Annotated in this window: 21 protein-coding genes; 7 read left to right on the top strand and 14 right to left on the bottom strand. The window is 55.3% G+C overall.

Annotated elements, in window-relative coordinates; genetic code table 11:
- The first annotated feature begins 47 nt into the window (after positions 1 to 47).
- Both F3J45_RS21740 and F3J45_RS21735 read left to right on the top strand, forming a co-directional pair.
- Complete coding sequence (locus F3J45_RS21740) at positions 48 to 815, top strand: GntR family transcriptional regulator (RefSeq protein WP_370526446.1); 768 nt, start codon at positions 48 to 50, stop codon at positions 813 to 815.
- A gap of 364 nt (positions 816 to 1,179) precedes the next feature.
- A complete protein-coding gene (locus F3J45_RS21735; protein WP_167067682.1) occupies positions 1,180 to 2,952 on the top strand; it encodes an SIR2 family protein in 1,773 nt (590 codons plus the stop codon).
- Between the two features lie 1,468 nt (positions 2,953 to 4,420).
- Here the strand turns inward: F3J45_RS21735 and F3J45_RS21730 are convergent.
- Entirely contained in the window at positions 4,421 to 4,774 is a 354-nt protein-coding gene (locus F3J45_RS21730; RefSeq protein WP_167067679.1) for a hypothetical protein, read from the bottom strand.
- Positions 4,775 to 4,949: 175 nt separating this feature from the next.
- Positions 4,950 to 5,438: a hypothetical protein gene (locus tag F3J45_RS21725; protein WP_167067676.1), complete on the bottom strand. Its 489-nt coding sequence runs from the start codon at positions 5,436 to 5,438 to the stop codon at positions 4,950 to 4,952.
- Between the two features lie 231 nt (positions 5,439 to 5,669).
- Here F3J45_RS21725 and F3J45_RS21720 point away from each other — a divergent pair, with 231 nt between their 5' ends.
- Complete coding sequence (locus F3J45_RS21720) at positions 5,670 to 6,146, top strand: helix-turn-helix domain-containing protein (RefSeq protein ID WP_167067673.1); 477 nt, start codon at positions 5,670 to 5,672, stop codon at positions 6,144 to 6,146.
- Between the two features lie 486 nt (positions 6,147 to 6,632).
- Here F3J45_RS21720 and F3J45_RS21715 read toward each other — a convergent pair whose 3' ends face one another.
- From F3J45_RS21715 to F3J45_RS21700, 4 genes are read right to left on the bottom strand one after another with little or no spacing between them, the layout of a single operon-like run.
- Entirely contained in the window at positions 6,633 to 7,070 is a 438-nt protein-coding gene (locus F3J45_RS21715; RefSeq protein WP_167067670.1) for a hypothetical protein, read from the bottom strand.
- Positions 7,071 to 7,128: 58 nt separating this feature from the next.
- Positions 7,129 to 7,323, bottom strand: coding sequence for a hypothetical protein (locus tag F3J45_RS21710; RefSeq protein WP_167067667.1), 195 nt, complete (start codon positions 7,321 to 7,323; stop codon positions 7,129 to 7,131).
- Between the two features lie 34 nt (positions 7,324 to 7,357).
- The gene (locus F3J45_RS21705; RefSeq protein WP_167067664.1) at positions 7,358 to 7,729 is read right to left on the bottom strand and encodes a hypothetical protein; all 372 of its coding nucleotides are present in this window, start codon (positions 7,727 to 7,729) and stop codon (positions 7,358 to 7,360) included.
- Complete coding sequence (locus F3J45_RS21700) at positions 7,722 to 8,711, bottom strand: metallophosphoesterase (protein ID WP_240164671.1); 990 nt, start codon at positions 8,709 to 8,711, stop codon at positions 7,722 to 7,724. The genes F3J45_RS21705 and F3J45_RS21700 overlap by 8 nt, the downstream gene beginning before the upstream one ends.
- 33 nt (positions 8,712 to 8,744) lie before the next feature.
- Here F3J45_RS21700 and F3J45_RS21695 point away from each other — a divergent pair, with 33 nt between their 5' ends.
- On the top strand, positions 8,745 to 9,227 hold the full coding sequence (locus tag F3J45_RS21695) for a helix-turn-helix domain-containing protein (protein WP_167067661.1): 483 nt from the start codon (positions 8,745 to 8,747) through the stop codon (positions 9,225 to 9,227).
- A 348-nt stretch (positions 9,228 to 9,575) separates the two neighbouring features.
- On the top strand, positions 9,576 to 10,115 hold the full coding sequence (locus F3J45_RS21690; protein WP_167067656.1) for a hypothetical protein: 540 nt from the start codon (positions 9,576 to 9,578) through the stop codon (positions 10,113 to 10,115).
- A 501-nt stretch (positions 10,116 to 10,616) separates the two neighbouring features.
- Here F3J45_RS21690 and F3J45_RS21685 read toward each other — a convergent pair.
- Entirely contained in the window at positions 10,617 to 11,417 is an 801-nt protein-coding gene (locus tag F3J45_RS21685) for an HNH endonuclease (RefSeq protein ID WP_167067653.1), read from the bottom strand.
- Positions 11,410 to 13,722, bottom strand: coding sequence for an AAA family ATPase (locus F3J45_RS21680; RefSeq protein ID WP_167067650.1), 2,313 nt, complete (start codon positions 13,720 to 13,722; stop codon positions 11,410 to 11,412). Before F3J45_RS21680 ends, F3J45_RS21685 begins: the two co-directional genes overlap by 8 nt.
- A gap of 571 nt (positions 13,723 to 14,293) precedes the next feature.
- On the opposite strand from F3J45_RS21680, the gene F3J45_RS21675 reads away from it, so the two are divergent.
- Positions 14,294 to 16,537, top strand: a complete 2,244-nt coding sequence (locus tag F3J45_RS21675; RefSeq protein ID WP_167067648.1) for a restriction endonuclease — start codon at positions 14,294 to 14,296, stop codon at positions 16,535 to 16,537.
- Between the two features lie 29 nt (positions 16,538 to 16,566).
- Here the strand turns inward: F3J45_RS21675 and F3J45_RS21670 are convergent, their stop codons facing one another.
- Positions 16,567 to 18,282 carry a TIGR04141 family sporadically distributed protein gene (locus F3J45_RS21670; protein WP_167067646.1) on the bottom strand — a complete coding sequence of 572 codons (1,716 nt, stop codon included), beginning with the start codon at positions 18,280 to 18,282 and terminating at the stop codon, positions 16,567 to 16,569.
- 577 nt (positions 18,283 to 18,859) lie between these two features.
- Between F3J45_RS21670 and F3J45_RS21665 the strand changes: the two genes are divergently transcribed.
- Entirely contained in the window at positions 18,860 to 19,726 is an 867-nt protein-coding gene (locus F3J45_RS21665) for a LysR family transcriptional regulator (protein WP_167067644.1), read from the top strand.
- Here F3J45_RS21665 and F3J45_RS21660 read toward each other — a convergent pair.
- The 5 genes from F3J45_RS21660 to F3J45_RS21640 form a co-directional block, all read right to left on the bottom strand.
- Positions 19,700 to 20,857, bottom strand: a complete 1,158-nt coding sequence (locus F3J45_RS21660) for an HPP family protein (RefSeq protein WP_167067642.1) — start codon at positions 20,855 to 20,857, stop codon at positions 19,700 to 19,702. The two genes, F3J45_RS21665 and F3J45_RS21660, sit on opposite strands and share 27 nt — an antisense overlap.
- Before the next feature lie 367 nt (positions 20,858 to 21,224).
- Entirely contained in the window at positions 21,225 to 22,541 is a 1,317-nt protein-coding gene (locus F3J45_RS30575) for an ATP-binding protein (RefSeq protein ID WP_167067640.1), read from the bottom strand.
- Positions 22,538 to 23,206: a response regulator transcription factor gene (locus F3J45_RS21650; RefSeq protein WP_167067638.1), complete on the bottom strand. Its 669-nt coding sequence runs from the start codon at positions 23,204 to 23,206 to the stop codon at positions 22,538 to 22,540. Before F3J45_RS21650 ends, F3J45_RS30575 begins: the two co-directional genes overlap by 4 nt.
- Before the next feature lies 1 nt (position 23,207).
- The gene (locus F3J45_RS21645; protein ID WP_167067635.1) at positions 23,208 to 23,522 is read right to left on the bottom strand and encodes a PepSY domain-containing protein; all 315 of its coding nucleotides are present in this window, start codon (positions 23,520 to 23,522) and stop codon (positions 23,208 to 23,210) included.
- Positions 23,522 to 23,830 (bottom strand): PepSY domain-containing protein, encoded by a 309-nt coding sequence (locus F3J45_RS21640; protein ID WP_167067632.1) that lies wholly within the window; start codon positions 23,828 to 23,830, stop codon positions 23,522 to 23,524. The genes F3J45_RS21645 and F3J45_RS21640 overlap by 1 nt, the downstream gene beginning before the upstream one ends.
- Positions 23,831 to 24,320: the final 490 nt, after the last annotated feature.

Genomic DNA, 24,320 nt, shown 5'->3' with positions numbered 1-24,320 from the left:
CATTCATTCGATGGTTATGCCGTCGAGGAATATCAGCTTGATGCTGTATCAGGTTTCCAAGGAGAGCTCTCATTTCATCCTCAATTGCCGACCCCAACCTATCCCCTCTCTACGGGCAGATTCAGGCCGATTTGCAAGGGGCGATCGAGAGAGGCGAGTACGCGCCAGGCTCACGGCTACCCTCTGAACATGAGCTGTGCGCTCACTATCAGGTCAGCCGTTCCACTGTGCGCCAGGCACTGAACGAGATGCTTCGTGAGGGAGTCGTTTACAAAGCGCATGGCCGCGGGACATTTGTCTCTGACCGCCGTCCGTTCAGAGATGTATCTGCTCTTGAAGGACTGTCAGAGGCTTTGAGTGCCCAAGGACACTCCGTCTCAAACCGGCTGCAGAGCTTCAGGCTCGTTAGCGCTGACACACACTTGGCTCTTCAGATGAAGGTGCAGGAAGGTACTGTGCTGGCCGAGCTCGCTCGTGTGAGGCTGATGAAGGGAAAACCTGTTTCGTATGAAGTAACGTTTTGTGCCCAGGAGATTGGAGAGCGCCTGTTGAGCGCAGAGCTCAAGTCGCGAGACATCTTGGTCATACTGGAGGAGGACTTTGATTTGCTGATCAGCCATGCAGACATCCAGCTGAAGGCGATCGGTGCCAGTACAGAGGTCGCCAACATGCTGGAAATTCCCGTCCACGAGCCGTTGCTTCGCATACACCGTACGGTGATGGGTTCAGATAGCTCGCCCGTGTTGTATGAGCAGCTTTATCTGCACGGAGAGCATCTTGACTACCACATGCGGGTCGAGCGATCACGACATTAGCAGGGGCCATCATCCATCCGTTTTCACTCGGAGGAGAACACCTGTGCTCCACAAGTCGGTCAAGCCTTGCATTGAGTCTCAATCTGAGTGAATCCACTGCACACTCCAGGCAAGCAGAGCTTCGATGGTTCCGAATCAGGGAGCCTATCCAACTCAAACGCGACTAGATAAATCGGTGCCGGTGAGGTACTTGTTGGCCGCATCACTGGCACCTTAGCCCTCTGAAGCTTTCTTTGATACGTGAGACGGGCTAGCTTTGCCCCAATACTCGCAATGAGCGGTTGGGTGATGGTTTAACACGTAGGCATGCCTCCATACAAAGAATCGCTGCATCGATACCACATCAAGGAATAGAGGATTTTGCATGCTCGTCACAGGTAGTGAACTCACAGCTCAAATCGCGTTTTCCATGTTTGAGAACAAAGGTGTCTATGCGGTGCTCCTAGGATCAGGCGTTTCCCGGTCTGCGGGTATACCCACGGGCTGGGAAATCACCATGGAATTGGTGAAGCGCTGGGGTATAGCGACCGGGGCTGGCGAGCAAGACAACTGGCACTCCTGGTACGTCGACCAAACGGGCAAGCAGCCCAATTATTCAGCGTTGCTGGAACAGCTAGCAACGACTCAAACTGAGCGCCGAGCCATCATCCAGGGTTTTCTGGAGCCAAGCGAACAGGAGCTTGAAGACGGCCTCAAACTGCCCACTCGTGCGCATCGCGCAATCGCAGCTATGGTCAAAGCTGGTCACGTCCGGGTGATTGCCACCACAAACTTCGACCGACTGATGGAAAACGCTCTACGTGATGTCGGCGTTGAACCTACCATTGTCAGCTCTGCAGATACGCTGGCAGGTGCTGAACCACTCACACACTCCTCCTGCTACATGTTGAAGATTCATGGCGACTACAAGGACGCCCGGATCCTCAACACAGATGTAGAGCTGGGCGAATACCCAGCAGCCATCAACACACTCCTAGATCGCATCATTGATGAGTTCGGGTTGATCGTTGCAGGCTGGTCAGGCGAATGGGATCATGCGCTGAGAGCAGCCTTCCTCAGAGCCCCGTCTCGCCGCTACCCAACCTACTGGCTCTCACGGGGTCAACTAACCGAACGTGGAACAGAGCTCATTAATCAGCGCCACGCGCGCATTGTCTCAGGTTTGGATGCAGACACGTTCTTCGACAGCTTGCACGTTAAGCTGGACACAATTCAGCAATCCCGATTGCCAAACCCCGCTGGCATCGAACTGACCTTGGCCATGGCAAAGCGATTCATGACCAGGCCAGTGCACAGAATCCAGCTAGACGACCTGGTCACCTCTCAAGCTCACCAAGCTATTGAAAACCTCAAGCCTCATTTTGATTGCCAGTCTGGAAACAGCCCTGAGCATTTCGCTGAGCGTGTCGCGATCTACGAGTCAACCACCGAGCCATTGGCTCGTCTTTGTGCAGTCCTAGGGCGCTGGGGGACTGGGCAAGAATTCAATCTCGTGCTGGAGACAATTAAAGGCTTATACACCGCGTCTCAGGCTGACAACTCTGGATGGGCGCATTTAACAGCGCTGAAGTCTTACCCTGCAGCACTTGTTGCCTATGCGTACGGCATAGGATTGGTACGTGCAGATCGCTTAGATGAGCTTTACAAACTGTTTGATACGACGGTAATCAACCGTCACGAAAATACCGGGCTTCTGGGGATGAACTTATCTCCGTTCCACATGGAGGCTAGCAATGGTCTTCATGAATCATGGAGAAGCCTCGAAGGGCAGGATCGAGCTATTAGCCCGCTCTGCAACCGACTGCATGACACTGTGATGCCTCGCTGGGCGCTTGACATCGCAGGCCTGCAGAATCCGGGGCTGCTTTACGAACGGTTTGAGTTCCTGAACCTCCTCTACTTCTGCGAAAAGCGAGGTCTCAACGAAAGCTCGCTCACCGATGTGATCAACAAACGGAATTTCAGGAGCATTGCGCTGGGCCGAATTTCCTGGCACTCAGAAACGATCAATCGTTTCATCCGCGAGTATGCGACCAAGGAATACAAGGCGCCCCTATTGGCAGCATGGTTCGCACGAGGATCTGAATCCTACCTTCAGCAAATGCTAGAGGGGTTGCAGCAGGCGGCTAGGGGGTAGCAGGAGCGTCTTGCCCAAAGGGCAGCATGACCCTTTGTTAGCCTCGGCAACCTGCTGCCCGTGCGTGTCCTACGTCATATACCTCAAACAGCGCTCACATTGGATGAAGATCTCAGACACAACAACTATCGGCCAAAGGGGCGCGTTCACGCCAGAAGCGTTCAGGGACTTGATCACGCCATCGGATCACTCCCGGTTTTCCAGGATGCAGTAACAAACCGCCTTTCAGGCCTTTCAGAACGTGAGTTAGCTAACTCACAGACCGGGCACTAATCTTGATTTCAGCCCTGCACGGACTGGTAGCGAATTAACGACCTGGCCCAGAGATCTCCTTTAACAGCTGCCTTAATGCACAACTGACGGACTGGTGGCTAACCACTTGCCAAGTTTGGGCTTCACCAGCGGCTTGGCCATACGGGCCAAGCAGGCCTCCAGGAAGGGCTCCATCTTCTGCTTGATGTGTGGTTCCAGGCATGGCGTCTCAGACGATACACAACGCGTAGTTTCGCAGTAACTGATGCCCCTGGGCAGTGCATGCTCCCTCCCCCAGCACATTGCTGGCATCTCGCTGGCTGGGTAACTCGACTCGGTAGGTAAGTAGTATGTTCCGAGGTCAATGATCGTCCCACCAAGCTCTACCCAGAAGTGAGATACGGGCTCAGTTGGCGATCCGTAGCTTTGAAGCGTAGCGTTGAGTCCGTCCTTCGAGATGACAAATGCCAGAAAATCCCCTCCGACAATCTCAGGACTGTGCCCCATTCCCTCAAGGAGTCGGTGAATACCAAAGGACGCATACATGCACCGCTTGTGGTAGTCGTCATGGAAATGGCTTCTCAGGCACTTATCCACTACATAGAGCACACGCTCGATCATCCCTGCATCGCTCAAAACCTAACCCTCGTCTACGCTATAAAAATCGGAAACAGAACATTGCATAGGTGCATTACCTGTAGAAAAAAAAACGATCGCGTTTTGACGCCGTGCAAGGAAAAATCGCAAGATCGCGTCAAACGACCAAGCGCCCCGTGAAAGGCTGCTTAGCGACGCTCCCCCCCAAAAAAAGCCAGACCTCTGTGACGCACATCACAAATTTGCGCGAATTTTGAGATTTTGCCCTATAAAAAATTTTTCGGAGACGGAGTTCTTATATTTGAGACCCAAAGAAAAGCGGAGATCTGCACCGCTCCCATTTCTCATTTTATCCTCGGTATTTGCCTCTCGCTTTTCCTTGCGTTTCTGCATGCTGACGACTCTGAACGTATCCCCGGTCGAACTGCTCACACACCTTTAGCTTAGGCAGGTCGCCGCCCTTCGGCCTTTAGGCCGGCTGCTTTTGACTTTGGGATCAAATACACGGCGCGAAGCGCAACAGGGGGAGTCTACTTCGCGTGAGTAAGAATTTCCGGTCAGTGTCGGACAACATCTGGTTCTCTCTACCCGCCGATTTCACCGCTGTCGGGGAGATGTCTCAGACACCGATATCGTGAGCGAAAAGATCTTCACTCATAACCTCTGTGCCCCTCCCGCATTGCACCAAAACCCGCTGTAGGCTCCGGCTCAGGTACTCGAAAAGCCATGTGCGAAGCTCGATGTGCCAACCATAGTCGTAGTGACTGACATGCCGTCGCGGCTTGATCTGCAAGGCAGCGAGAAGTGCCGCATAGGCCTCTGGGCCAATGCAATCGGTGGTGATGCGGACAGGTTCATCTTTTCCAGACTTGCGTACGTAACCGTTCAGCAGCTCATCCAGCGCCGCTGTGAAGCCATCGCCATAGCAGGTCGAAGCAGACCTCCAGACATCACTGACAATCGTGCGCTCCATCTCTCTCGCCCTTGCGCCCAGAATTTCAAGGCAAAAGGCCAGCAATATACTCCATAAACAGCTTACGCCTCCTCAGGCGCTCGATCGTCACGTCGTCCGATGGCACGAAAAATGAGCAGATCCAAATGGTCGGGTCACGCCATTTAAAGCTGCTCCTGGTCATACCACTGCTTGGCTACACCGTAAAACCGTGTCCCGCAAGTTGTGCACGTAGATAGCTGTCTTTAAGTACCTTGGGAAAGCTCACCAGCAATTTCCAAATCACGTACACAAACACCGCCGGCACCACCACCCCAAAATAGCCACCGAAAAGCAGCCCAACGAGACTCAAGGGGATAAACAGTAGACACATGAGCGCGCCCATAACGCGCATTTTCTTGATCCAAGAGCTGAATCCATCAGCCTCATAGATCTTCTCGCCAGAGGCCGTTTTGATCGCGTACAGGATGAAGCCGAGCCGGCCAAGCTTCATAAAGTGAAACTCCCCCTCAATTCCAGGCTTCAGGTATGAAGCGATGTAGTGCCCTACTCCTACCTTCTTGATCATCCTCGCGGCCCCACCAGACTCCTTGAAGCGCAGATACGCATATTCACTACCCTCGGCCAGGTTGTTGTGGGGCCCTACCACTTCTACCGCGCCCTTGATCACGCTCGCATCCGACATTTCAAAAGCTCCATATCAGCACACGACTTCAGCTCGCCGGTGCACATCATTCGTCCATGCGGACAGCAAACAGCCCTGCCTATAAGGCACAGCCCTTCTTCGTGCTTTACCGAGAGCGCTTGGCAACCCGCTAGCGGGTCGCGATGGCAAAACGACATCCCGATATAGGCACTATATTGCATGGTTCGGGATCGCGCAACGTGGCCTTATCCTCGTATTTGAGGAATATTGATGCCCCTGATGCCGGCCATTGCGGCCTTGTTGCGCGTTATCCGGAATGCCCGAGCACTCTCGCAGGAAGAGATGTCCGGCTCCGTGGAGGCTCGTCATTTGCACAACATTGAGAACGCGCGCTCCAGCGTCACAATCACCAAATTAGAAGCTGTCGCTGCCAAGCTGGATATTGATCCAGCGGCCTTGGTGGTGCTTGCATCGGCCCTCGAAAAAGGGCTTACCGATCAGCAAATGCTTGAGTTGCTCAAGGCGGAGTTTCAGAAAGTCGACGCCCTGGGCGCCCGGGATAGCATCAGTGAGCACTACCGGAACGGAAAGGTGATCCGGGTGCAGCCCGGTCGCCAGATCGATCCCCAAAAGCTCGCAGCGATCCGTCAAGCCAAAGCAGTGGGAGAATCTCAGGCTGCAGTGAGCGCACGCCTAGGTATCCCCAAGTCCACAGTTGGAAGGCTATGGCACCTCCCCGAGGAATAGTTACTGATCCAGGAATCACCGCCGCAGGGTCAGTGCACCACCCATAATCGGCCAGGCCGTGCCCCTACCTCGCCTACCTTGAAATCATCGTCATCGCGAGAGCTGTATCGCCATCATCCAGGGCTCCCAGGGTCAACGTTGAACGCCATCCCGATATCGGCTCCCAAGGTTCGACATCAACGTCGGAGACAGTGTTCATCACAAGCAATGACCTTAAGCGATGTTCGACTGATTCTAGCGAGAAGCCCCGAGAGCTCTCGTAGCGCGTTCTTCCCATCTCACCTGTCCCGCGCTACAGAAAGAGATCGATCCAATCGCAGGAGTACAAATGTACTCCAAACATACTTTCAGCCATAGAAACAGAAAAACCATCCTTTGAGATAAATCAGTCATCTCCCGTTAGTGACCGCGTCCAGCAACGAGATGCGCCGGGCTGGTTTTAAACTGCACGTTTGAGCTCTGCGAGAGCCGCAATTACAGCCTCCCTTACGCTCTCTTCACATCATCTGACGCGCTGGAATTCCGTAACTCATGGCTAAGAGCAAGCAATGCGGGCAGGCTGATTATCTTCCGTGAACCGGGGCCGACCAGGACAAAAAGGCCGCTCTCACACGCGAAGAAACAATCTTTGAATTCAAGCTGTGGGCCAGTCAAAACGCTCACGCCGACCTCAAGCTGACCTGCGCTGTCGTAGACCACGGTATGCGCGTAGAGCACCGTGCGCTGATGGCCATGGCCTGTGAGATGGCATTCCCAATCAGCCGGAACGAGTACCTCCAGCAGCATCCACTGCCGAACTACATAAAATCGAACGCCGGCAAATTCTTCAGTTGCCGCTTTGATGGCCTGTGTATCGCTCAAGCCCGATCCACCTAGAACCACAGCCGGCCCGTACAAAATGTCTGAGATCAGATGCTGCTTCACGCGTACCTCTGCAATTGATGGGTGTCAGCTGGCTGACGGAAAAGGAAGTCGTCTTGAGTCACTTATGACCCATCGAGGCTTTCAGCAACGCCGCGGCCCTCTGTCTGGCCTCCTCATATCCAGGGTATTCCAGCACCTCGCTGGGCTCGATCGACACCCTGCCGCCGCAGACCTTCAGCGTCTTCAACGCCTTGAGCGATTCAGTAACCTCACGCTCCGCAGGACTCAGCTCCTCCCCCACCAGAAGCCGCACCAGCCACCTGTGCAGGCGGCATAAAACAGCTCCTCTACTGAAGCGCATAGAAGGGGCCTATCTCACCGTTTTCGTAGTACCAGTGCGCAACCACAAACAAGCCGCCGGTGGCGGCCTCCACCATGAGGTACCCGGAGCGATAAAACCTTCGCGCAATAGGTGGGGTATGCGCCGGAAGTCCTTCAGGATAGGTATGTCGACGATCGCAGAACATGAGCCCGGTCATCCGCCCATCCCTCTCCAATGCACAGGCCAGAAAGCCGATGATCTCTTCTTGAGGTAACGCATCTTTGGCTCGCTGGATCACGGTGGGAAGCCGATGAAACCGACATTTATCTCGGCTGCTGCCAAAGGTCTTGATCAGATAGCTCCCGCGCACGCCATGCTGATCATGGATGTCATCCATTGCCAATCTCTATGGCCAACGCTGGATCAAATCCCGTGTTCTCGCCAGGGTACCCGCGCGGATTTGAGACCACGCGCGTGCGCTCGATATGCATGTCGACGGAGTAGTGCGTATGACCGTAGATCCAGAGATCAGTCTTCACGACCAAGTCATGCCAGTTGTTGGCATAGGCCGCCGTCAAATGGCCGTAGTCTCTAGGGGATGCGATTTCTACCATGGGTGCGTGATGAGTAATTACCACTGTCTTGCCGTCAAACGGCGTACTGAGTCGGTCGCTCAACCAGGAACGCGCAGCACGGTTCCGCATGATCAAATCGTCAGGTCTGATACGGCGATAATTTTCAGTCCGGATATGCCGAAAGTCATTCATAGCATCACGTGCGGTGATCGCGGCGAGCCCTTGGTTACCGGTGCTACTGAAATCCGTCCAGGACGTTGTACCCAAGAAACGGACACCGCCCAGAACAATCTCCTCGTTTTCCAGCACATGGACGTGAGCTGCGGCTGCCGACTTCATCTTCTGCAAGGTACCTTCAAGGTGACCACCGTAGTACTCATGATTTCCGGCCACATAGATGCACGGACGATCAAACGCTTCGTTCGCCCACAAGACACCCTTTGCTTTGGTGGAGATATCACCGGCCAGGATCACCACGTCCGCATCGTGAGCCGGCGGTACAAAAGGTGAAAACTCGTTATGCAAATCGGAATAGATCTGAAGCTTCATGCTTATGACGTTCGCCTTTTTGAATCTCAGCGCTGGAGCCGCTTGCTCGCGCTTGGAAGCCCCGACATCACTTGGCCAAGCGCTTGGCTGGCCCACCCGAATGGCCTTTAAATCGGTTAAGGCATAAATTGAAATACTGAAACTCGTGAGAATTTGGAGCCCCGGCTTGACCGCAGCAAGCCAGCTTCGAGGTCGTAATCTCCCCGAAGATCCGGCAATGAAAACTATACGGTGTAGAGCCGGATCATGCAACATGGCTACATACTCGCCTTTGGACGGCGAACACTGATGGATAACAAGCTGGCGTTTGCTGCCGCGCTAAGGGCTATGCGCGCTTCAAAAGGGATGACCCAGGAAATGCTCGCTCGCGCCACCAGCCGCCCATATGTGGGGCGCCTGGAGAAAGGTGAGTCAACGCCTAGCGTCGAGAAACTGCAGGCACTCAGTGAAGCCTTGGGCATCAGCCCGCTCACCCTCCTCGCCCTTATGCTCAGCGTGCAAGAAGACCAGCCGACCTCAGCTGTAATCGCGCGCCTGAAGCAGGATTTGACCCAGTTTGAAAAAGCCGGTGGCCCCCAGCTGCTACAGCGACAGGTCGCCGATGGCCAACTCGTCCCCAGAGCAACCGGGGTACCAATGGACGCTGATAGGCTTGCTGACGTGCTTCGTCACAAAGCCGCTGGTTTCACCCAGAAAGAAACTGCAGTCAGGCTCGGGATCAGCACCTCTACGGTGCATGACATGTGGAAAATGAACGATCAAGCAGAGTAACGACTGTCACTGCCACTAGGTTTGATCAGGTGACCGAGGAAGGCCTGGCTCGGAGTCTTCGGCTGCGTTGAGCCCAGAAGAAAACCACTCAGGTATCTATGCCCTCACTGCTCAACCTATCCTAGTCGAGGTAGAATTGACTGCATTTGAGATCACCACCGCCTTCACCGGCCTGCTCGATACCTCTGTGCCGAAGGCTCGTTGCTCTGATCCAATGATAGACCTCTACCTTTACCCACCCCATCGAGGCTCACAGTACACTGGGAGGGCTTCATTCGACTTATGGGCAGGGGCTACCTCAGGCAAAAGTAACCAGGCGTCAAGCCTCGACTTGAAGCACATTGACTAATGCCTTACCTCGGTGTTGGGCTGCCGGCGGGCAATTTTTTTAAGAAAGGACTCAAGATGTCAGCAAGTAGGAAAGGGATTAAAAACTATGATCTCGGCTTCACTGCAGTCTGCTTTGCCTGCTTTCTAGGCATATTCACACTTGGTACTCATCAGACGCCGGAGACGCTGAGTGCAACTGAGTGCTTCGCTTTCAGTATTCCAGTACTGATTGCCTCCAACATGCTGCTCTCGATCTTCAATCTGGACAATGAACCTTCCTCCCCCCTCAAGGTGAAAACAGCCTATTTGGCATTGGGTTGTGCAACTTTGGGTGGAATGATTGGAGGCCTGGCCGGCATCAGTTTCATGTTCAGTTCCATCTCTAAGTCGTCGGGTCATTTGTTTGTAGCCACGTGTTTGGGGTGCATTTTCCTCATCTTTGTAGGAATGCTAATTTACGAGAGCATGGGCCCTAGCCTCGCCGGTAATGATGTGCCAGTGCCAGGTATCGATGAGGTTTCGACGGATGGGCCACAAGATGAAGAGCGGAATTCCTGAACCATAGCGTGGCAGATCGTGGTGGCCGGGAATTCATTTCGGCCACGCCGGGCTGTTGAAGTCGGTGACTCCAGTTGGTGGGAGCCACGTCCATAGACCACTATGCTGTGACGAAAGGCAGCCGGCACCGCGCAACAAATAATGTCGGTCACTAGGGACTAGTCCGTCCGCCACCCATCTGATTGACATTGCCAGATTGATAATTGAGCATGAGCTTCGGTGTTGCGCCTTATCCTAGCACCGCCGTTCTACCTCCCCCGATCTCAATCCGCAGTCGTATCTTACCCCCCTGCTATCGAGTGAGTATCGTCGTACACTATGTTCACATCAACTAGACAGAGAGACTAGGAAGCTCCATGGACACACGGGCTTGCTCAGCGGCTTCAGAAAAGCTCCAAGGTGAAGAAGCAAAACCTGAGCTCTATGAGCAGGACTACGAGCCACTCGCTCCTGCGCTGTAATACTCTTAAGAAGCTTCAGGTTTAAAGGTGAAAGGCTCGGCTAATCCTTGGGCCTAACAAGCTTCATCGCAGCCGCCGAAAAGGCCTCCTGCAATTCCAGAAAGGCCTTTTCCAACGCGCTCCCCTCTTCTGGCTCGAACTGATTTATGGTAGCCAGGGAGGATTTAATGCGGGGATTACCATTGATCAAAACCTCTTTTGCCGCTATATCCTGCAGTAAGTCGCGACATAGCTTTCTCCCCTGATTAGTGATGCCGCGATACAACGTAATATTGTGTTCATTCGTTTGCACACGAACAAATCGAACATGATCTTTGAAACGATGGAATCTAGGGTGATACATTTCGGTGAATGACGACGGTGCGGGATAATCACGTACGTTTAGCTTGTCACCTCCCCCCCAGACATCAGCGCTTTTCAAGCCATTACAGTCAACGCAGGCAACCGCAAGATTCCAAAAATTGAATGCAAAATGTTTAAATGACTCTCTAGGAAGGATGTGTTCGATAGGCTTCGCGTTGCCGTTATTGAGCAGCCAACGCTGACAGTAGCAACAGAGATTGCCCTGCTCTGAAGCGATAAAAGCTCTAAATGCGGACTTGACCTCCGTTCCTGTGATGCTTTTCCCAATTTTTCCATTGGAAAAGTCCTTCCAGAGATCCGGAGCTTCTGTAATTACCCCCTTTTGCATATCGTCGAATTGACGAAGTGCCTTTTTGTTCAAACGAGATAGGGCAACAAATGTACGTAATCGATGCTTGATAGTCTTATGGCACTTGGATTTGTATTTTTCCAACGCAGCTGCCATTACCCTTGCATCCGTCACATAGTAATCAGCCATCAGATCGCCCACCCTCTTTCGCATCACTAAGCTTTTGACGATCTGCTAGCAACATTTCAATTGCAGCGCAGGCCTTGTCGATCAAGTCCAAATCCTGCTCAGCACCGGGAATACGCTGCTTGTCAAAACGTTTAAGAACCTTGTTTTTTATCCCGCTTAGCTGTTTAAGTGCAATACTTTCCTGAACACTCACCTCCTCTTCATCCGCCATGGATTGTGCCACCAACTGCGCACACCTCTCGTGCACCGCCCTATTATTAGGCGTATAGGTGTCAAACCCCTCAAGAATGATCGATTCAACAGAGTAACGCTCTTCATCACTCAGAAGACGAAGCTTCCCCTTACTAAGCACATAACTAAAATCCGAGGACTCATTGGCGTTAGCGATCAACGTAGGAGAATGCGTCGCAACAACTATAGATATCCCAAAGCTCTTCGCAACAATATCAAATACTTTAGGCAGAGCCAGCTGCCACTGAAGATGCAAACTGATTTCTGGCTCGTCAATCAGGAAGACCGCTCCCTTCTTTGCCGAGCAGATCATCCCCATTAGAAGATAGTTGATATTCTGCTCACCGGAGCTCAGCGAAGAAACCGGTGTCACTTTTTCCCGATCGTCAGCGCGCACCACGCCGAACTCAAAGTTCCTGATATCAGTCGGGATTCCGTTATCCTTGACAATTGGCCCCAGCACCCGATGACGTATCCTTGAAGGGGCCGTAGAGAGATGTGCCTCTGGTCGGCGCATAAAATAGTATCGCGCCTCATAACCCAAAACCCGTAGACACTCTGTAAACACATTTAACATATTCTGATGTTGAAAAATTTTCGCCGCTAGCTTTGTAACTAACTGAGAAAGCCGAGAAACATTAATAGCTCCACTCTTCCCTTTCATTCCTTGGTAAAGAAACTGTGCTGATGGCACGCCCACCGGAAAACGATCATAAACTCCGGTAGACATTCCTACCACCCGGATACCTAGCTTTATCATTCGATGCGTTAAGTCATGCAACATAAAACTTTTGCCCGCACCATTACTACCAATTACATAAGTGCAGGCCACAGAGCTCGATCCCTGTATTCGCTCAAGGATCTCGCGCGCATCAGCAGAAAAGTTAACATCACTACTGCTTGAACTCTTCTTGCTGAGCACCTGCTTCACAGACTCAATTTTGAGTTTTTTACTCGGATCATTAATCACTTGCCCGCAGAGCATTTTAACATCGCAATACCCTGCACTAAACTGTGCATTGAGGATAGTAGAAACCCTATCCGTAATCAGCCCCTCATGATTTTGTTTGCCTTGCTGCAAGTTGATGATGCACGCAGCAAGTGAAGAGCACTCTTCCGAGGCCAACTCCATCAACGATGGATTATTGCCAGAAACGTCTATATATAGCGTAGGATACCGAGTACCGGGCAGGCCACGACTCAGCACTAACGCTTGATAAGTTTTTATTTTCCCGTCACGCTGACGCGTACCAAAACTAACAACCGCCTCTAAATGCAGCTTACGCCCTATCAGCGGCAGGACAATATTTGAAACATCTGCAGCATGATCTTTCGAGACAGGTGTTATGACGACGAACCGCCCTGAAATTTCGTTCTTCTCGATAAAGCTCTCAAACACTTGAGGTGCGGATGGCACTTCATTTTCTCGCCTAACAGTCGACGGAGAATCAAAAACAAAGGTGCCACCTTCAGTTCCTACCGAGCTATATTTCTTAAAATAGTCAAACTTCGGAAGTTCCCCTTTCAATAAAACTTTTAGACTCAACACCCTCCCGATAATTTTATCTTTTGTCCTGGACAACAAAACCCCAGAATAGCGAGAGGACTTAGAAACCAACTCAGCCGCCAGTGGTATCTTATCTATCAAGTAGCCGGAATTTACCGGAGCAAGATTATGTACAAATGCAGCAGCCGCCTTGGGCTGCAAATAATCCAAGCCATACTTTATCTCAAGCAAGCGATCAAGGAAAAACGAAGCCAGGTCTAACGTAAGGTCATGAAACCCCCTTTCAATCCATTGCTTAGACTGGCTAATATACAGCGATTCGATATCGTCTCGAATAGAAAAAATATCAAATCGCGCTATATCAATGTCCGTCCTTAACTCATTAACCTCTGCCAAGATACGGGAACCTTGCAGCCCTTGTACGATTGACCCCGCCTCCCCTGCAAGATGGCAAGCTACTAAGGCAAAATAAACTTCATCCTCAAGGTAATTAGCAGTACTTTTCTTTAGCCTGAGACATTCCTCAATATAAATATCGAGGTGGATTTGCCTTTCTTCGAATTCCATGCCAACCCGCCGTGCGCGATATCAAAGCGACATTATATAGGATACATGCTACTTTGAGAGCCGCTACCTCGCAGGCAGCGCAGTTGGCGGCGGGAAAGTTTTGAAGATGATGCTAGCGCAGCGCACCTAAAGCACCACGCTAGAATGCATTCTACTACTGCCTAGGGTTGGACAGTTTCAAGCTCAGTACGAGAAGGAGATTCCCGAGTCGCTTGCCAACACAGCAACGAGCCGACGGTCACTAGAAGGGCATCATGCCAAAACTGGTTTGACTCAACGCTCGCTCTCAAACGCCCAAGCGAAAGGCCGTCACCTGCCACCACCCACAAGATACCGAACACGCCCAAGACGGTGCCTAGCATAATCAACCAGCGCGCACGCTGGCCATTCATCCAGATGGAGAGCAGAACAGTAAGGCAAGACCAAAGGTAGTTAACAATGCTGACTTCGACCGCGACGGGGCGGCTGAAAGCCTGACGAGCTCGCAGAATTTGCTTCACGCCGGCACTTGTCCGTCCTCACGGTAGCGGCAAAATGCTATGTTACTGGTGGTCATGGAGCAGGTAATCACGTGAACGAGTACGATTTTGCGCGTCTGCACGACAAAGAATTCGAGGCGCTTTGCACAAGCCTCCTCAGCGCCAAGTTAGGCGTGCATTTTGAGCGTTTCAAGCCTGGCCGGGATAACGGGGTCGATGGTCGCTATTTCGCACCGTCCGGACGAGAATGGATCATTCAGGCCAAGCACTGGGTCACCACCCCATTGCCTCAGCTCATCAGCCACCTGAAAAAAGTCGAGGCCGCAAAGGTCGCGAAGCTCAACCCGGAACGCTACCTCCTTGTCCTGTCACACCCTCTCTCCAGAGCGGACAAAGAGAAGATCTGCGCAATTTTTAACAGCTCCGCGAGCTGCCAGGTGGAGGTCTTTGGCCGTGAAGACCTCAATCAATGGCTGGCCACCCACAAGGATATTGAACTCAATTTTTTCAAGCTCTGGATCAACAGCGCAGGCGTACTGTATGGCCTCTTGAACAACGCGATTTGCGGTCGAAGCCGCGCCATGATGGATGACATCGTCGATAAGTCTAAAATCTACGTGCGCACTCCCAACGTCGAAGCAGCGGCAGCGATCCTTGAGCAGCTCGGCACTGTCATCATCACCGGGCAAGCCGGGATTGGAAAAACAACCCTGGCAGAACAGCTAATCCTGGACTACGTGAGCAAAGGATTTCAGTTGGCCTGCATCAGCGAGAATATAGGGGAAGCGGAGCAAGCTTATCACCCTGAGCAGCCTCAGGTTTTCTACTTCGACGACTTTCTAGGTAAAAACTACCTTGAGGCACTCTCGGGTCATGAGGGCAGCCAGATCGTCACCTTTATCAAGCGCATCACACGCCACAAAACCTTCAAGAAATTTATTCTTACGTCACGCTCTACCATCCTGAACCAAGGCCGCATCCTCAACGACGCCTTCGAAAATCATCACATTGATCGCAACGAGATGGAAATAAAGTTGAGCTCGCTGTCTCGGCTCGACAAAGCTCATATCCTCTACAACCACATCTGGCACTCGGAACTCAGCCCCGATCACATCGAGGAGCTGCACGAAAACAAGCGCTACCGTGACATCATCGAGCACGGCAATTTCAACCCGCGCATCATTCAATTTATCACCGATCCCCAACGCTTGGATAAAGTCCCCCATCTTGAATACTGGGCGTACATTAACGACATGCTGGAAAACCCAGAAAAAATCTGGGAGCACCCGTTTGACTCTCAGCTTGATGACTATGGGAGACTGCTTGTTGCGTTGGTCGCATTTGGCAAATCCAACGTATCGGAAGTCGAACTGGCTCAGATCTACGCGCGCGCCATTGCACTCCCGGCTCATGCAAGCATGACAGGCAAGCGTGATTTTCATGTTGCGATACGCCATCTGAGCAATTCATTGCTTAACCGTCAAATCATTCGAAACCGTGTAAGCTTTGAGACGTTCAACCCGTCACTGAATGACTTCCTCATTCACCGATACGCCAAGCAGCCTCTAGCACTCGAAACCATTCTGAAATGTATCCGGGCCGAAGCCGTTGTCGGTCTGGTAATCAACATGACTCATGACAAACACATCAACGAAACCACAGCCACCCAACTATTAAAATCGTTATTCGCGCACGAAGAGGCCTTAAACTTTGAGGAAAGCAACTCAGAATATATAGCACGACTGTGCTTGGAGCTTTCCGGAAGAACGTCAAACCTAGAGAATTTCGAAAGGATTAAAGTAGCAATCCCTGCCATCATGAGCAAGCGTCTCCCAGCGGCCTACTCAAGCTGCTTGAAGCTATTGATTGTGGCAGCCCGCGCCGAAACCATTTGTTTAGAAAGACTGACTGAAGTTTTGAGCGAGTTAAACTTGAATGCCGCAAACGAAACGGAGTTGCAGCTGCTTGGAGAGGCGTTCAATCTCCTAGAGCTCCATGGCCATAGTGACGCCTCAGAGAGTTTCGTTGAAAGTATCCAAGAAATGATGATGGACAGTCTCGATATCCGAATTGATGATAGCGATATTTTCACCCATGGCCACGACCTCATCTTGGCCCAACGAACGTTTAATACCCTTATCGCCGAAAAATTATTGGAGTGGGGCGTGCAATCTGACCAAGCCATGATATCCGAGATCACGAATGGCTATGATCTGGAGGGCAGAATGGAGGCTTATTTCACTGTCGAGGATGAGGAAGAATATATACCTCAACAACGAAGCCAAGCCAGCATGGAGCTTGCAGATATTGATGATCTGTTCCAGCGGGATCGCTGAATGCTTTAGCTTTGTGGCTTGTTTTTCGGCTACTCCTCTTCTCCGTGATTGGCTTGCTGTTGCTCATTTTGCTCCGCCTGCTCTTCATCACCTGCGCCTTCCTGATCATTGGCCGGCTTGGCGATGATCTCCAGAGCCACTGGGATGTCGAGCTGCTCAATGCGATCCACAGCGGCTTGCAAGCTGACCTTGCTAAAGAATGGCAGGTCGAGGTCGCCATTGCGGTAGGGTTTGCGCATCACCCCATAGACCACTGTGTAGTCAGCCCGCACAACCCGAGCATTGATTGCAGGCAACAAGGCCAGAAACGTGCGCCGGCGCTTGTTAACCACGGCGCGCAGCTTTTTCCGAAAATCGGCATCACTCACAAGCGCTTCTGCACTGACCACACCCTGGGCCCAAAGGTGGCTGATAGGGCCTGAAGAATGGCCGTCCTTCAGGTGAATGAACTGCTTGTTGCTGGACAGGAAGTCGCAGGGTTCAATATTGGCATAACGCACGCCTTGAGGGTTGATTTTGACCTGATCCAGGCGCAGCAGATCCACACGATTCTCTTCAAGGTGGGCGATGAGCTCGCGCTCATTTCGGCAATGCGTCGCTCCGATGATCTGAACCCTGGGGATCGACTTGAAACGCGCTTCTACCTGGCGCTTGAAGTTGCGTTCGATGCGGTACCACTGCCCGGAAAACAAGACGTAGCTATCCACCGCTCCCGCCTTGCGAATTTCAGCTTCGAACGTAAAGCACTGATAAACGCGCCACTGAGCTTTAAACACCTCTGAGTCAGCCGACTTTGCTCTGATGTAGTGCCGGTCGCGGATGTCATCGATGGTGCCGGCAAACTCGCATCGATTGAGTTCAGCGACATAGTCTTCGATCGAGAGGCTGTGGAAATTAGTGCCCGCGCTGCCGAAGCCGTTGTAGTGCAGCAAACTGCCCTCCTGGTAATCGACGACCTCGGGCGGGGCCATGTGTAGCTCGCTCCCCTTCCCTTTTCTCAGTGTGTTCAAGGCTGTGAAAAGCTTACGATCTAACGTTGTCAGGGTCGCTCTATCCCGGACGACCTGCATGTTGTCGACCCATGGGAAGCGCTGTTTGTAGGTGTTGCTTCGGTAGACCTGTAGCACCTGGTCGCACTTGTCCAGCAGGTCGTCGGAGGTCATTTTGCAGGTGATGGAAAGGCTGTCACGCCCTGCGACGAACTTGGCGAAATCAGCATCACTAGGCGTGCCACCGGCCACTCTCGCGAGATCTCGGAGCACGTCCACGCCGAAGTCCTGCAGGTCACTGTCCTGGCTGGCTTGAACGCGCTTTTGGAAGGTCACGGCATCCGGGGTTGCAAGGTCGAGGGTGCGAAGGCCATCCCGAGGCACTGAGTTGAGCGTGACCTTCAAGCCAAACTGGTGCTCGAATGCTTCCTCTACCAGAGCAATGTGAATATGGCCAAAGCAGATAGCGAACAACCGGTCATCAACCGGAAGGAACAGAACCGCGCCCGCCCCACTGGCGATAAGGTTGTCTGGTTGCTCACCCGCCTGCTCCTCAACGAAGGAGATCCAGCTCGGCCTGCTGGTGTAGATCTGGCCGATGAATAGCTCGGCCCCCTCCACGGCTGGCCAGTCAACACGCCTCAAACGACTGCGCTGGCCTCCTGGCGCGTACTCCTCTTTCAGTGCATCGTCGACCCAGTGATCATCTCGCAATAACCGAATGGAAAGCGTCCTGACTTTCTCGGGATTGGGCACGGCATCGTTTCCTTACGTTCTCGGGCTGTGTTGTGGCTTCGGGGCACTTTCCAGATATGGGCTGCGTGAATATGGGCCAGGCCGAGGGGAAATTCTAGAGGTGCTTTGGTCTTGCAGACGTGGAATCGATAGTGGGGAATCACAAAAGCCTCAGCTCTCAATGTGAAAACTGGCCGGGGCTTCGTTTGGTTTTTTCAGTTGAGGCGGGTGCCGTTCTCAGCAGGTTGCGAAGGGCGCGGAGGCCTCTAGGAAGCTGGTTGCAGAGGTTTGGCAGAACCGCAGCGGGTCGCGTGTCAATCGTAAATGAAAAAAAACGACATTTGGTGGGTGGGTGTAAGTAACTGATTTATAGGGTTGTCGGTTGTCGGTCGGAAGATCGAGCTCACTCGTGTCGATCTTGTTGTTATTGAAGGGCGAACCCTGAGTATGGCCCGCCACACCGGGCTCGCCATGGGACTAACGTCACAACCGACCTGCAAATTTGCACACTGTGCAGAACCGCCCTGCGCGCCCTGCCAAGAACCGCGCAAAGGCCTTTAGAATAGGCAACCCTTCCCGCTACGAAACAGAGCAGACCATGGATATCGAACAGGCCCGGACCTTCCTGGAAATCGTGCGGTGCGGCAGCCTGGTCGCCGCCGCCGAACGCCTGTTCGTGTCACAAACCGCGATCACCGCGCGGGTGCAGCGCCTGGAGCAGCAACTGGGTTGCCAGTTGTTCGTGCGCAGCCGCAATGGCGCCAGCTTGACCAGCGACGGTGAAGCCTTCGTCAGTTATGCCAACCAGCTGGTGCAAACCTGGGAAGCGGCGCGCCGCGACCTGCCGCTGCCCGAGGGCTGCCAACAGCTGTTGCATGTAGGGGCAGAGGTAAGCCTGGGCAACCCGATGCTGCTCGACTGGGTCAGCGCCCTGTACCACGCGCTGCCGAGCCATGCCATCCGCAGTGAGGTGAGCGACGGGGAGTCGTTGCTGCGCAAGGTGGAAATGGGCCTGCTGGATGCCGCGCTGGTGTATCAGCCCACCTACGGCCCAGGCCTGCAGGTGGAGCAACTGATGGAAGAGAAGCTGATCCGCGTGCGCCGTGTCGATCGGCCCGAGCCCTACATCTACATCGACTGGGGCGAGGCCTTCCGCCGCCAGCACGATGCCGCCCTGCCCGACCACGCGCGGGCCGCCCTGAGTTTCAACCTGGGGCCACTGGCGCTGCAGTTCATTCTCGACCAGGGCGGAAGCGGCTATTTCCGCACCCGCGTGGTCCAGGCCTACCTGGACAGCGGCGTGTTCGAACGGGTGCCACAGGCCCCGGAGTTCACCTACCCCACCTACTTGGTGTACCCGCGCAAACGCGACAGTGAAGCCCTGCAGCAGGCCTTCACGGTGTTGCGCCAGCTGGTGGCAGCCGGCGCCAGTGACTGGTCACAACGCTGGGACCCGGTGATCTGAAGCGCTGCCCGCCGCGCTCAGCAACTGGCGCTTGAGCCCGGCAATCAGGTCGGTCTGGGTGATTACCCCCACCAGTTGCTCGCCGTCTAGCACCGGCAGGCAATGCAGGCCCTGCTCGCACAGCAGTGGCAGCAGCCGCTCCAGCGGGTGCTGGCTGCTGACGCTGACCACCTGCCGCTGCATCACCTGGGCCATGCGCACGGCGTTGCCGCCGAACAGGTTGCGCCAGCTGAAACGCCCGCGCTGCATGGCCGGGCCGACCAGGTCGCTGAGGCTGACGATGCCCACCAGCTTGCCTGCCTGCAACACCGGCAGGGTTTTCAGGTGATGGTTGGCGAGCAGCTTCCAGGCCTGCTCCAGGCTGGTGTCAGGCGAGGCGAACTGCACGTCGCGGGACATCAACGAGGCCGCGGTGATGCCGCCGAGGCTGCGCTGCAGGGCGTGTTGTTCGGTGGCGAGGATGATGCGTTCGAGCTCGTCGCGGGTGACGTCGACGAATTCGCCCAGTTCTTCCAGTGCCTGGTCCAGGTCGGCGGCATTGACGCCAACGCGCTCGCTGGGCAGCGGGTCGTGGGTGTGGTGCAGGTCTTTGCGTGGCGGGGCACCCTTGGGGTAGCGCACGCCGGTCAGGCGGTTGTAGGCGATGGCCACCCCCACCAGAATCAGCGCATTGAGCAGCACCGGCTCCAGCAGGTGATCGCCCAGTGCCGTCAGCCCAGGGTCGGCCAGTACCACGCTCACCGCCACGCCACCGCCTGGCGGGTGCAGGCAGCGCAACAGGCACATCACCAGGATGGACAGGCCCAGGGCAGCCGCTGCCACCCACAGCTCGGCGCCAAAGCCCTGGCGCATGGCCAGGCCAAGCGCGCCGGCCAGCGCGTAGCTGCCCAGTACCGGCCACGGTTGCGCCAGTGGCCCGGAATGCACGGCGAACACCAGCACCGCCGAGGCGGCCAGCGGGCCGAGCAGGTGCAGGGCAATGCCGGGGCCATAGGCCAGGCTGGTCAGCCAACCGGCGAGGAACAGGCCAAGCAAGGCGCCGATTCCGGCACGCAGCCATTGTTTGGGGGGGATATTCAGCGACGCTGGCAGCAGACGCTGCAGGCGGCTTTCGGAACGTGAGGCAGGCATGGGGGTAATCGGGAATCTGTCGTTTTTCTAGTTAAAAAGAAAGCCCAGCCGGGTTGGCCTGGGCCTCGTATTGCCAGTGCAATAGCGCAAAGGGGCTCCGTCCGTGGAGAGATGGAAACCGCAGGGTTTCGTGAGGGGGATTGTGCCGGGGGTTCCGGGATAGGGCTAATTCAAAAAAATGCGCCTGTACTGCAATTTTTTTGCATTGCTGAGATGCTGGGGCGCCCCATTCGCCTGTAGGAGCAGGCTTGCCCCGCGAAGCAAGCGACGCGGTGCATGGCACCGGCTTTGCCGGTGTTCGCGGGGCAAGCCCGCGCCTACAGGCAAGCGCAGGGGTGGGTGATTGCCTTTAGGTACAGCGCAGGCTTCAAAATTTGCGCGGCAATTCGATGCTCACACGTAGCCCGCCCAGTGGGCTTTCCAGCAACGCCAACTGCCCGCCCCAGGCCTCGACGATATCGCGCACGATGCCCAGGCCCAGGCCATGCCCATCCACCTGTTCATCCAGCCGTTGGCCACGCTCAAGCACTTGCAGACGCTGGCCCTCAGGAATCCCCGGGCCGTCGTCATCAACCCATACCTGATAACCGTCGGCCATCGGCGCGATCCCCAGGCACACTTCGCTGTCGGCCCACTTGCAGGCGTTGTCCAGCAGGTTGCCCAACAATTCCAGGACATCTTCACGGTCCCACGGCAGGTGCAAGCCCGGCGGCACCTCGCGCGTTAGCGACAGGCCTTCGCCATGGATCATGCCCAGGGTTTCGAACAACCCAGGCAGCTCGGCATCACAGTCGAACTGCGCCCCCGGCAAGGCATCACCGGCCAGGCGCGCACGGTTCAGTTCGCGGGCCAGGCGCTGCTGAATCTGCTCCAGCTGTTCGCGCAACTGCACGCGCACCTCGGGCAGGCCCTTCAAGCGCTCGCTGGCGGCCAAGCTCAACAACACCGCCAATGGCGTCTTCAGCGCGTGTCCAAGGTTGCCCAAGGCATTACGCGAGCGGCGCAGGCTGTCTTCGGTATGGCTGAGCAGGTGGTTGATCTGGCCCACCAAGGGCGCCAGCTCGCTGGGCACCTGGGCATCGAGCTGCGAGCGCTGGCCCTGCTGCAGCTGGGCGATCTGCTGGCGAGCGCGCTCCAGCGGGCGCAGCGAGCGGGTGACGGTGATGCGCTGCAGCACCAGCACGATGATCAGCGCCACCAGGCCCATGCCCAGGCCAATCTGCTGCAGGCGGCGAAAGCCCTCGCGCACCGGTGAGTAGTCCTGCGCCACGCTGATCGAGATGTCCTGGCCCAGGCGCCGGTAGTCGGCACGCAGGGCCAGCAGTTGCTGGCCTTCGGGCCCCAGCTCATGGCTGTCGGACAACCCCGGCGCCGACGGCTTGGGCATGTCCAGGTCCCACAGCGAACGGGAACGCCAGGTGCCCTGGTCGAAATCGATGCGGAAGTAATAGCCCGAGAACGGCCGTTGGTAGGCTGCGGAAACGCGCCGCTCATCCAGCTGCAAGCCCGATGGGCCGCGCACCAGGGCCACCAACAGGTTCTCGCTTTCCTTGCGCAGGCCGTTTTCCAGGTAACGCTGCAGGCCTGCCTCGAACAGCCACAAGGTCAACTGCGCGAGCACCACGCCCACCACCACCAGCACGGCGATCAGGCCCAGGCTCAGGCGAGCCTGGATCGACTTCACCCAGCACTCCCGGCGTACAGGTAGCCCTGGCCGCGGCGTGTTTCGATGACGCTGCGGCCAAGCTTGCGGCGCAGGTGATTGACGTGCACTTCCAGCACGTTGGAATCGCGCTCGGTTTCACCGTCGTACAGGTGCTCGGCCAGGTGGCTCTTGGACAGGATTTGTTGCGGGTGCAGCATGAAGTAACGCAGCAGGCGGAATTCGGCGGCGGTGAGCTGGATGTCCAGGCCATCGCGGTTCACGCACTGGCGGCTTTCATCCAGGTGCAGGCCGGCTGCCTCCAGCGTCGGTTGGTTGGCCAGGCCCCGGGCGCGGCGCAACAGGGCCTGGATGCGCAGTTGCAGCTCCTCGGGGTGGAACGGCTTGCTCAGGTAATCGTCGGCACCGGCCTTCAGCCCTTCGATACGTTCAGCCCATGACCCGCGTGCGGTGAGGATCAGCACCGGCGTCACCAGCCCGCTGGCACGCCACTGCGCCAGCACCTCAAGCCCCGGCAAACCGGGCAGGCCAAGGTCGAGGATAATCAGGTCATAGGGCTCGCTCTGGCCTTGGTACACGGCATCGCGGCCATCGGCCAGCCAGTCCACGGCGTACCCCTGGCGCTGCAGGCCGGTGGTCAGTTCATCGGCCAGGGGCACGTTGTCTTCGGCAAGCAACAGGCGCATGTCAGTCGTCTTCCTCGTCTTTGAGCAGGGCACCGCTGCTGGCATCGAGCTTGATCTCGCGCACCACGCCGTCCGCGGTCAGCAGCTCGACCTCGTATTCGTAGCGGTCATCGTCCTCTTCCAGCTCGGCCTCCAGCAGGCGCGCCCCGGGGTAACGCCCCAGGGCGGCTTCCAGCAGTTGCTCAAGCGGCAGGATGATGCCCTTCTGGCGCAGCTTCAGGGCTTCGTCCTGGTCCAGGTCACGGGCCGCAGCCAGGGAGCAGACGGCCAGCAGCGACAACGCCAGGTAGCGCGCTGGCCGGGGCAGGTGGATCATCAGTTGTCCCGTTCGTCCTTGAGCACTTCACCGGTCTTGGCATCGAGGTCGACATCCCACTCGACGTTCTGGGTGTCGCGCAGCTCGACCTTGTAGATGTAGCGGCCGTATTCGTTTTCGAGTTCGGAGTCTTTGACGGTAGCCCCTGGGTGCTTGGCCACGGCGGTGGCCTTGAGCTCGTCCAGCGACTTGATGGTTTTGGCGTTCACCAGCTTGACCACTTCGTCAGGCTGGACGTCCTTGGCCAGTGCAGCATTGGCGCCCAGGGCGAGAACAGTGGCGGTGAACAGGGCAGTCAAGGTTTTCATGTGAGCTCTCCAGCAAGCGTCGTTCAAGTTGTCTACAGGTTCGAGATTAACCAGCGGTCCTTAATTCAACCTGAAAACAACTGGCCGCATGATAGCGCAGGTCAATGAGCATCAGCGCCAAGGGCTCGCCGCGATCCCCCTGTAGGAGCGGGCTTGCCCCGCGAACACCGGCGCAGCCGGTGCCATACACCGCGCCGCCTGCTTCGCGGGGCAAGCCCGCTCCTTGTATGTTGTGTCTGGCCTGGCGAGAGAGGTTATGCTCGTCTGGCTGAAGAAACACTTCCGGGGAGGCCGATCGCTCCTGAAGGCAGGGATTGCCCCTGACCTTGTATGTAGAGAGGCCCCCCGCCTCATTGCCCACTACGAAGAGTATCGAGAAGCCGACAAGTCGGACTTCGCATTACAAGGTTGCAGCGGCATGAAGTTCGAGGTCGGGGAACCGGAGGCCATTGTTACCTGATTCGCTGGGGAGAGGGAAGGATGAGTGTTT

The organism is Pantoea sp. Ap-967 (assembly GCF_011752565.1).
GTDB lineage: Bacteria > Pseudomonadota > Gammaproteobacteria > Pseudomonadales > Pseudomonadaceae > Aquipseudomonas.
Note: the sequence above shows the minus strand (reverse complement) of the source record. Positions and strands in the feature narration are given on the sequence as shown.

What these genes read in the sequence shown, in the direction of transcription:
- F3J45_RS21735 (WP_167067682.1), top strand. Translation starts at nt 1,180, where the DNA reads ATGCTCGTCACAGGTAGTGAACTCACAGCTCAAATCGCGTTTTCCATG.
- F3J45_RS21730 (WP_167067679.1), bottom strand. Translation starts at nt 4,774, where the DNA reads ATGGAGCGCACGATTGTCAGTGATGTCTGGAGGTCTGCTTCGACCTGC.
- F3J45_RS21725 (WP_167067676.1), bottom strand. Translation starts at nt 5,438, where the DNA reads ATGTCGGATGCGAGCGTGATCAAGGGCGCGGTAGAAGTGGTAGGGCCC.
- F3J45_RS21720 (WP_167067673.1), top strand. Translation starts at nt 5,670, where the DNA reads ATGCCCCTGATGCCGGCCATTGCGGCCTTGTTGCGCGTTATCCGGAAT.
- F3J45_RS21705 (WP_167067664.1), bottom strand. Translation starts at nt 7,729, where the DNA reads ATGGATGACATCCATGATCAGCATGGCGTGCGCGGGAGCTATCTGATC.
- F3J45_RS21700 (WP_240164671.1), bottom strand. Translation starts at nt 8,711, where the DNA reads ATGTTGCATGATCCGGCTCTACACCGTATAGTTTTCATTGCCGGATCT.
- F3J45_RS21695 (WP_167067661.1), top strand. Translation starts at nt 8,745, where the DNA reads ATGGATAACAAGCTGGCGTTTGCTGCCGCGCTAAGGGCTATGCGCGCT.
- F3J45_RS21690 (WP_167067656.1), top strand. Translation starts at nt 9,576, where the DNA reads ATGCCTTACCTCGGTGTTGGGCTGCCGGCGGGCAATTTTTTTAAGAAA.
- F3J45_RS21685 (WP_167067653.1), bottom strand. Translation starts at nt 11,417, where the DNA reads ATGGCTGATTACTATGTGACGGATGCAAGGGTAATGGCAGCTGCGTTG.
- F3J45_RS21680 (WP_167067650.1), bottom strand. Translation starts at nt 13,722, where the DNA reads ATGGAATTCGAAGAAAGGCAAATCCACCTCGATATTTATATTGAGGAA.
- F3J45_RS21665 (WP_167067644.1), top strand. Translation starts at nt 18,860, where the DNA reads ATGGATATCGAACAGGCCCGGACCTTCCTGGAAATCGTGCGGTGCGGC.
- F3J45_RS21660 (WP_167067642.1), bottom strand. Translation starts at nt 20,857, where the DNA reads ATGCCTGCCTCACGTTCCGAAAGCCGCCTGCAGCGTCTGCTGCCAGCG.
- F3J45_RS21650 (WP_167067638.1), bottom strand. Translation starts at nt 23,206, where the DNA reads ATGCGCCTGTTGCTTGCCGAAGACAACGTGCCCCTGGCCGATGAACTG.
- F3J45_RS21645 (WP_167067635.1), bottom strand. Translation starts at nt 23,522, where the DNA reads ATGATCCACCTGCCCCGGCCAGCGCGCTACCTGGCGTTGTCGCTGCTG.
- F3J45_RS21640 (WP_167067632.1), bottom strand. Translation starts at nt 23,830, where the DNA reads ATGAAAACCTTGACTGCCCTGTTCACCGCCACTGTTCTCGCCCTGGGC.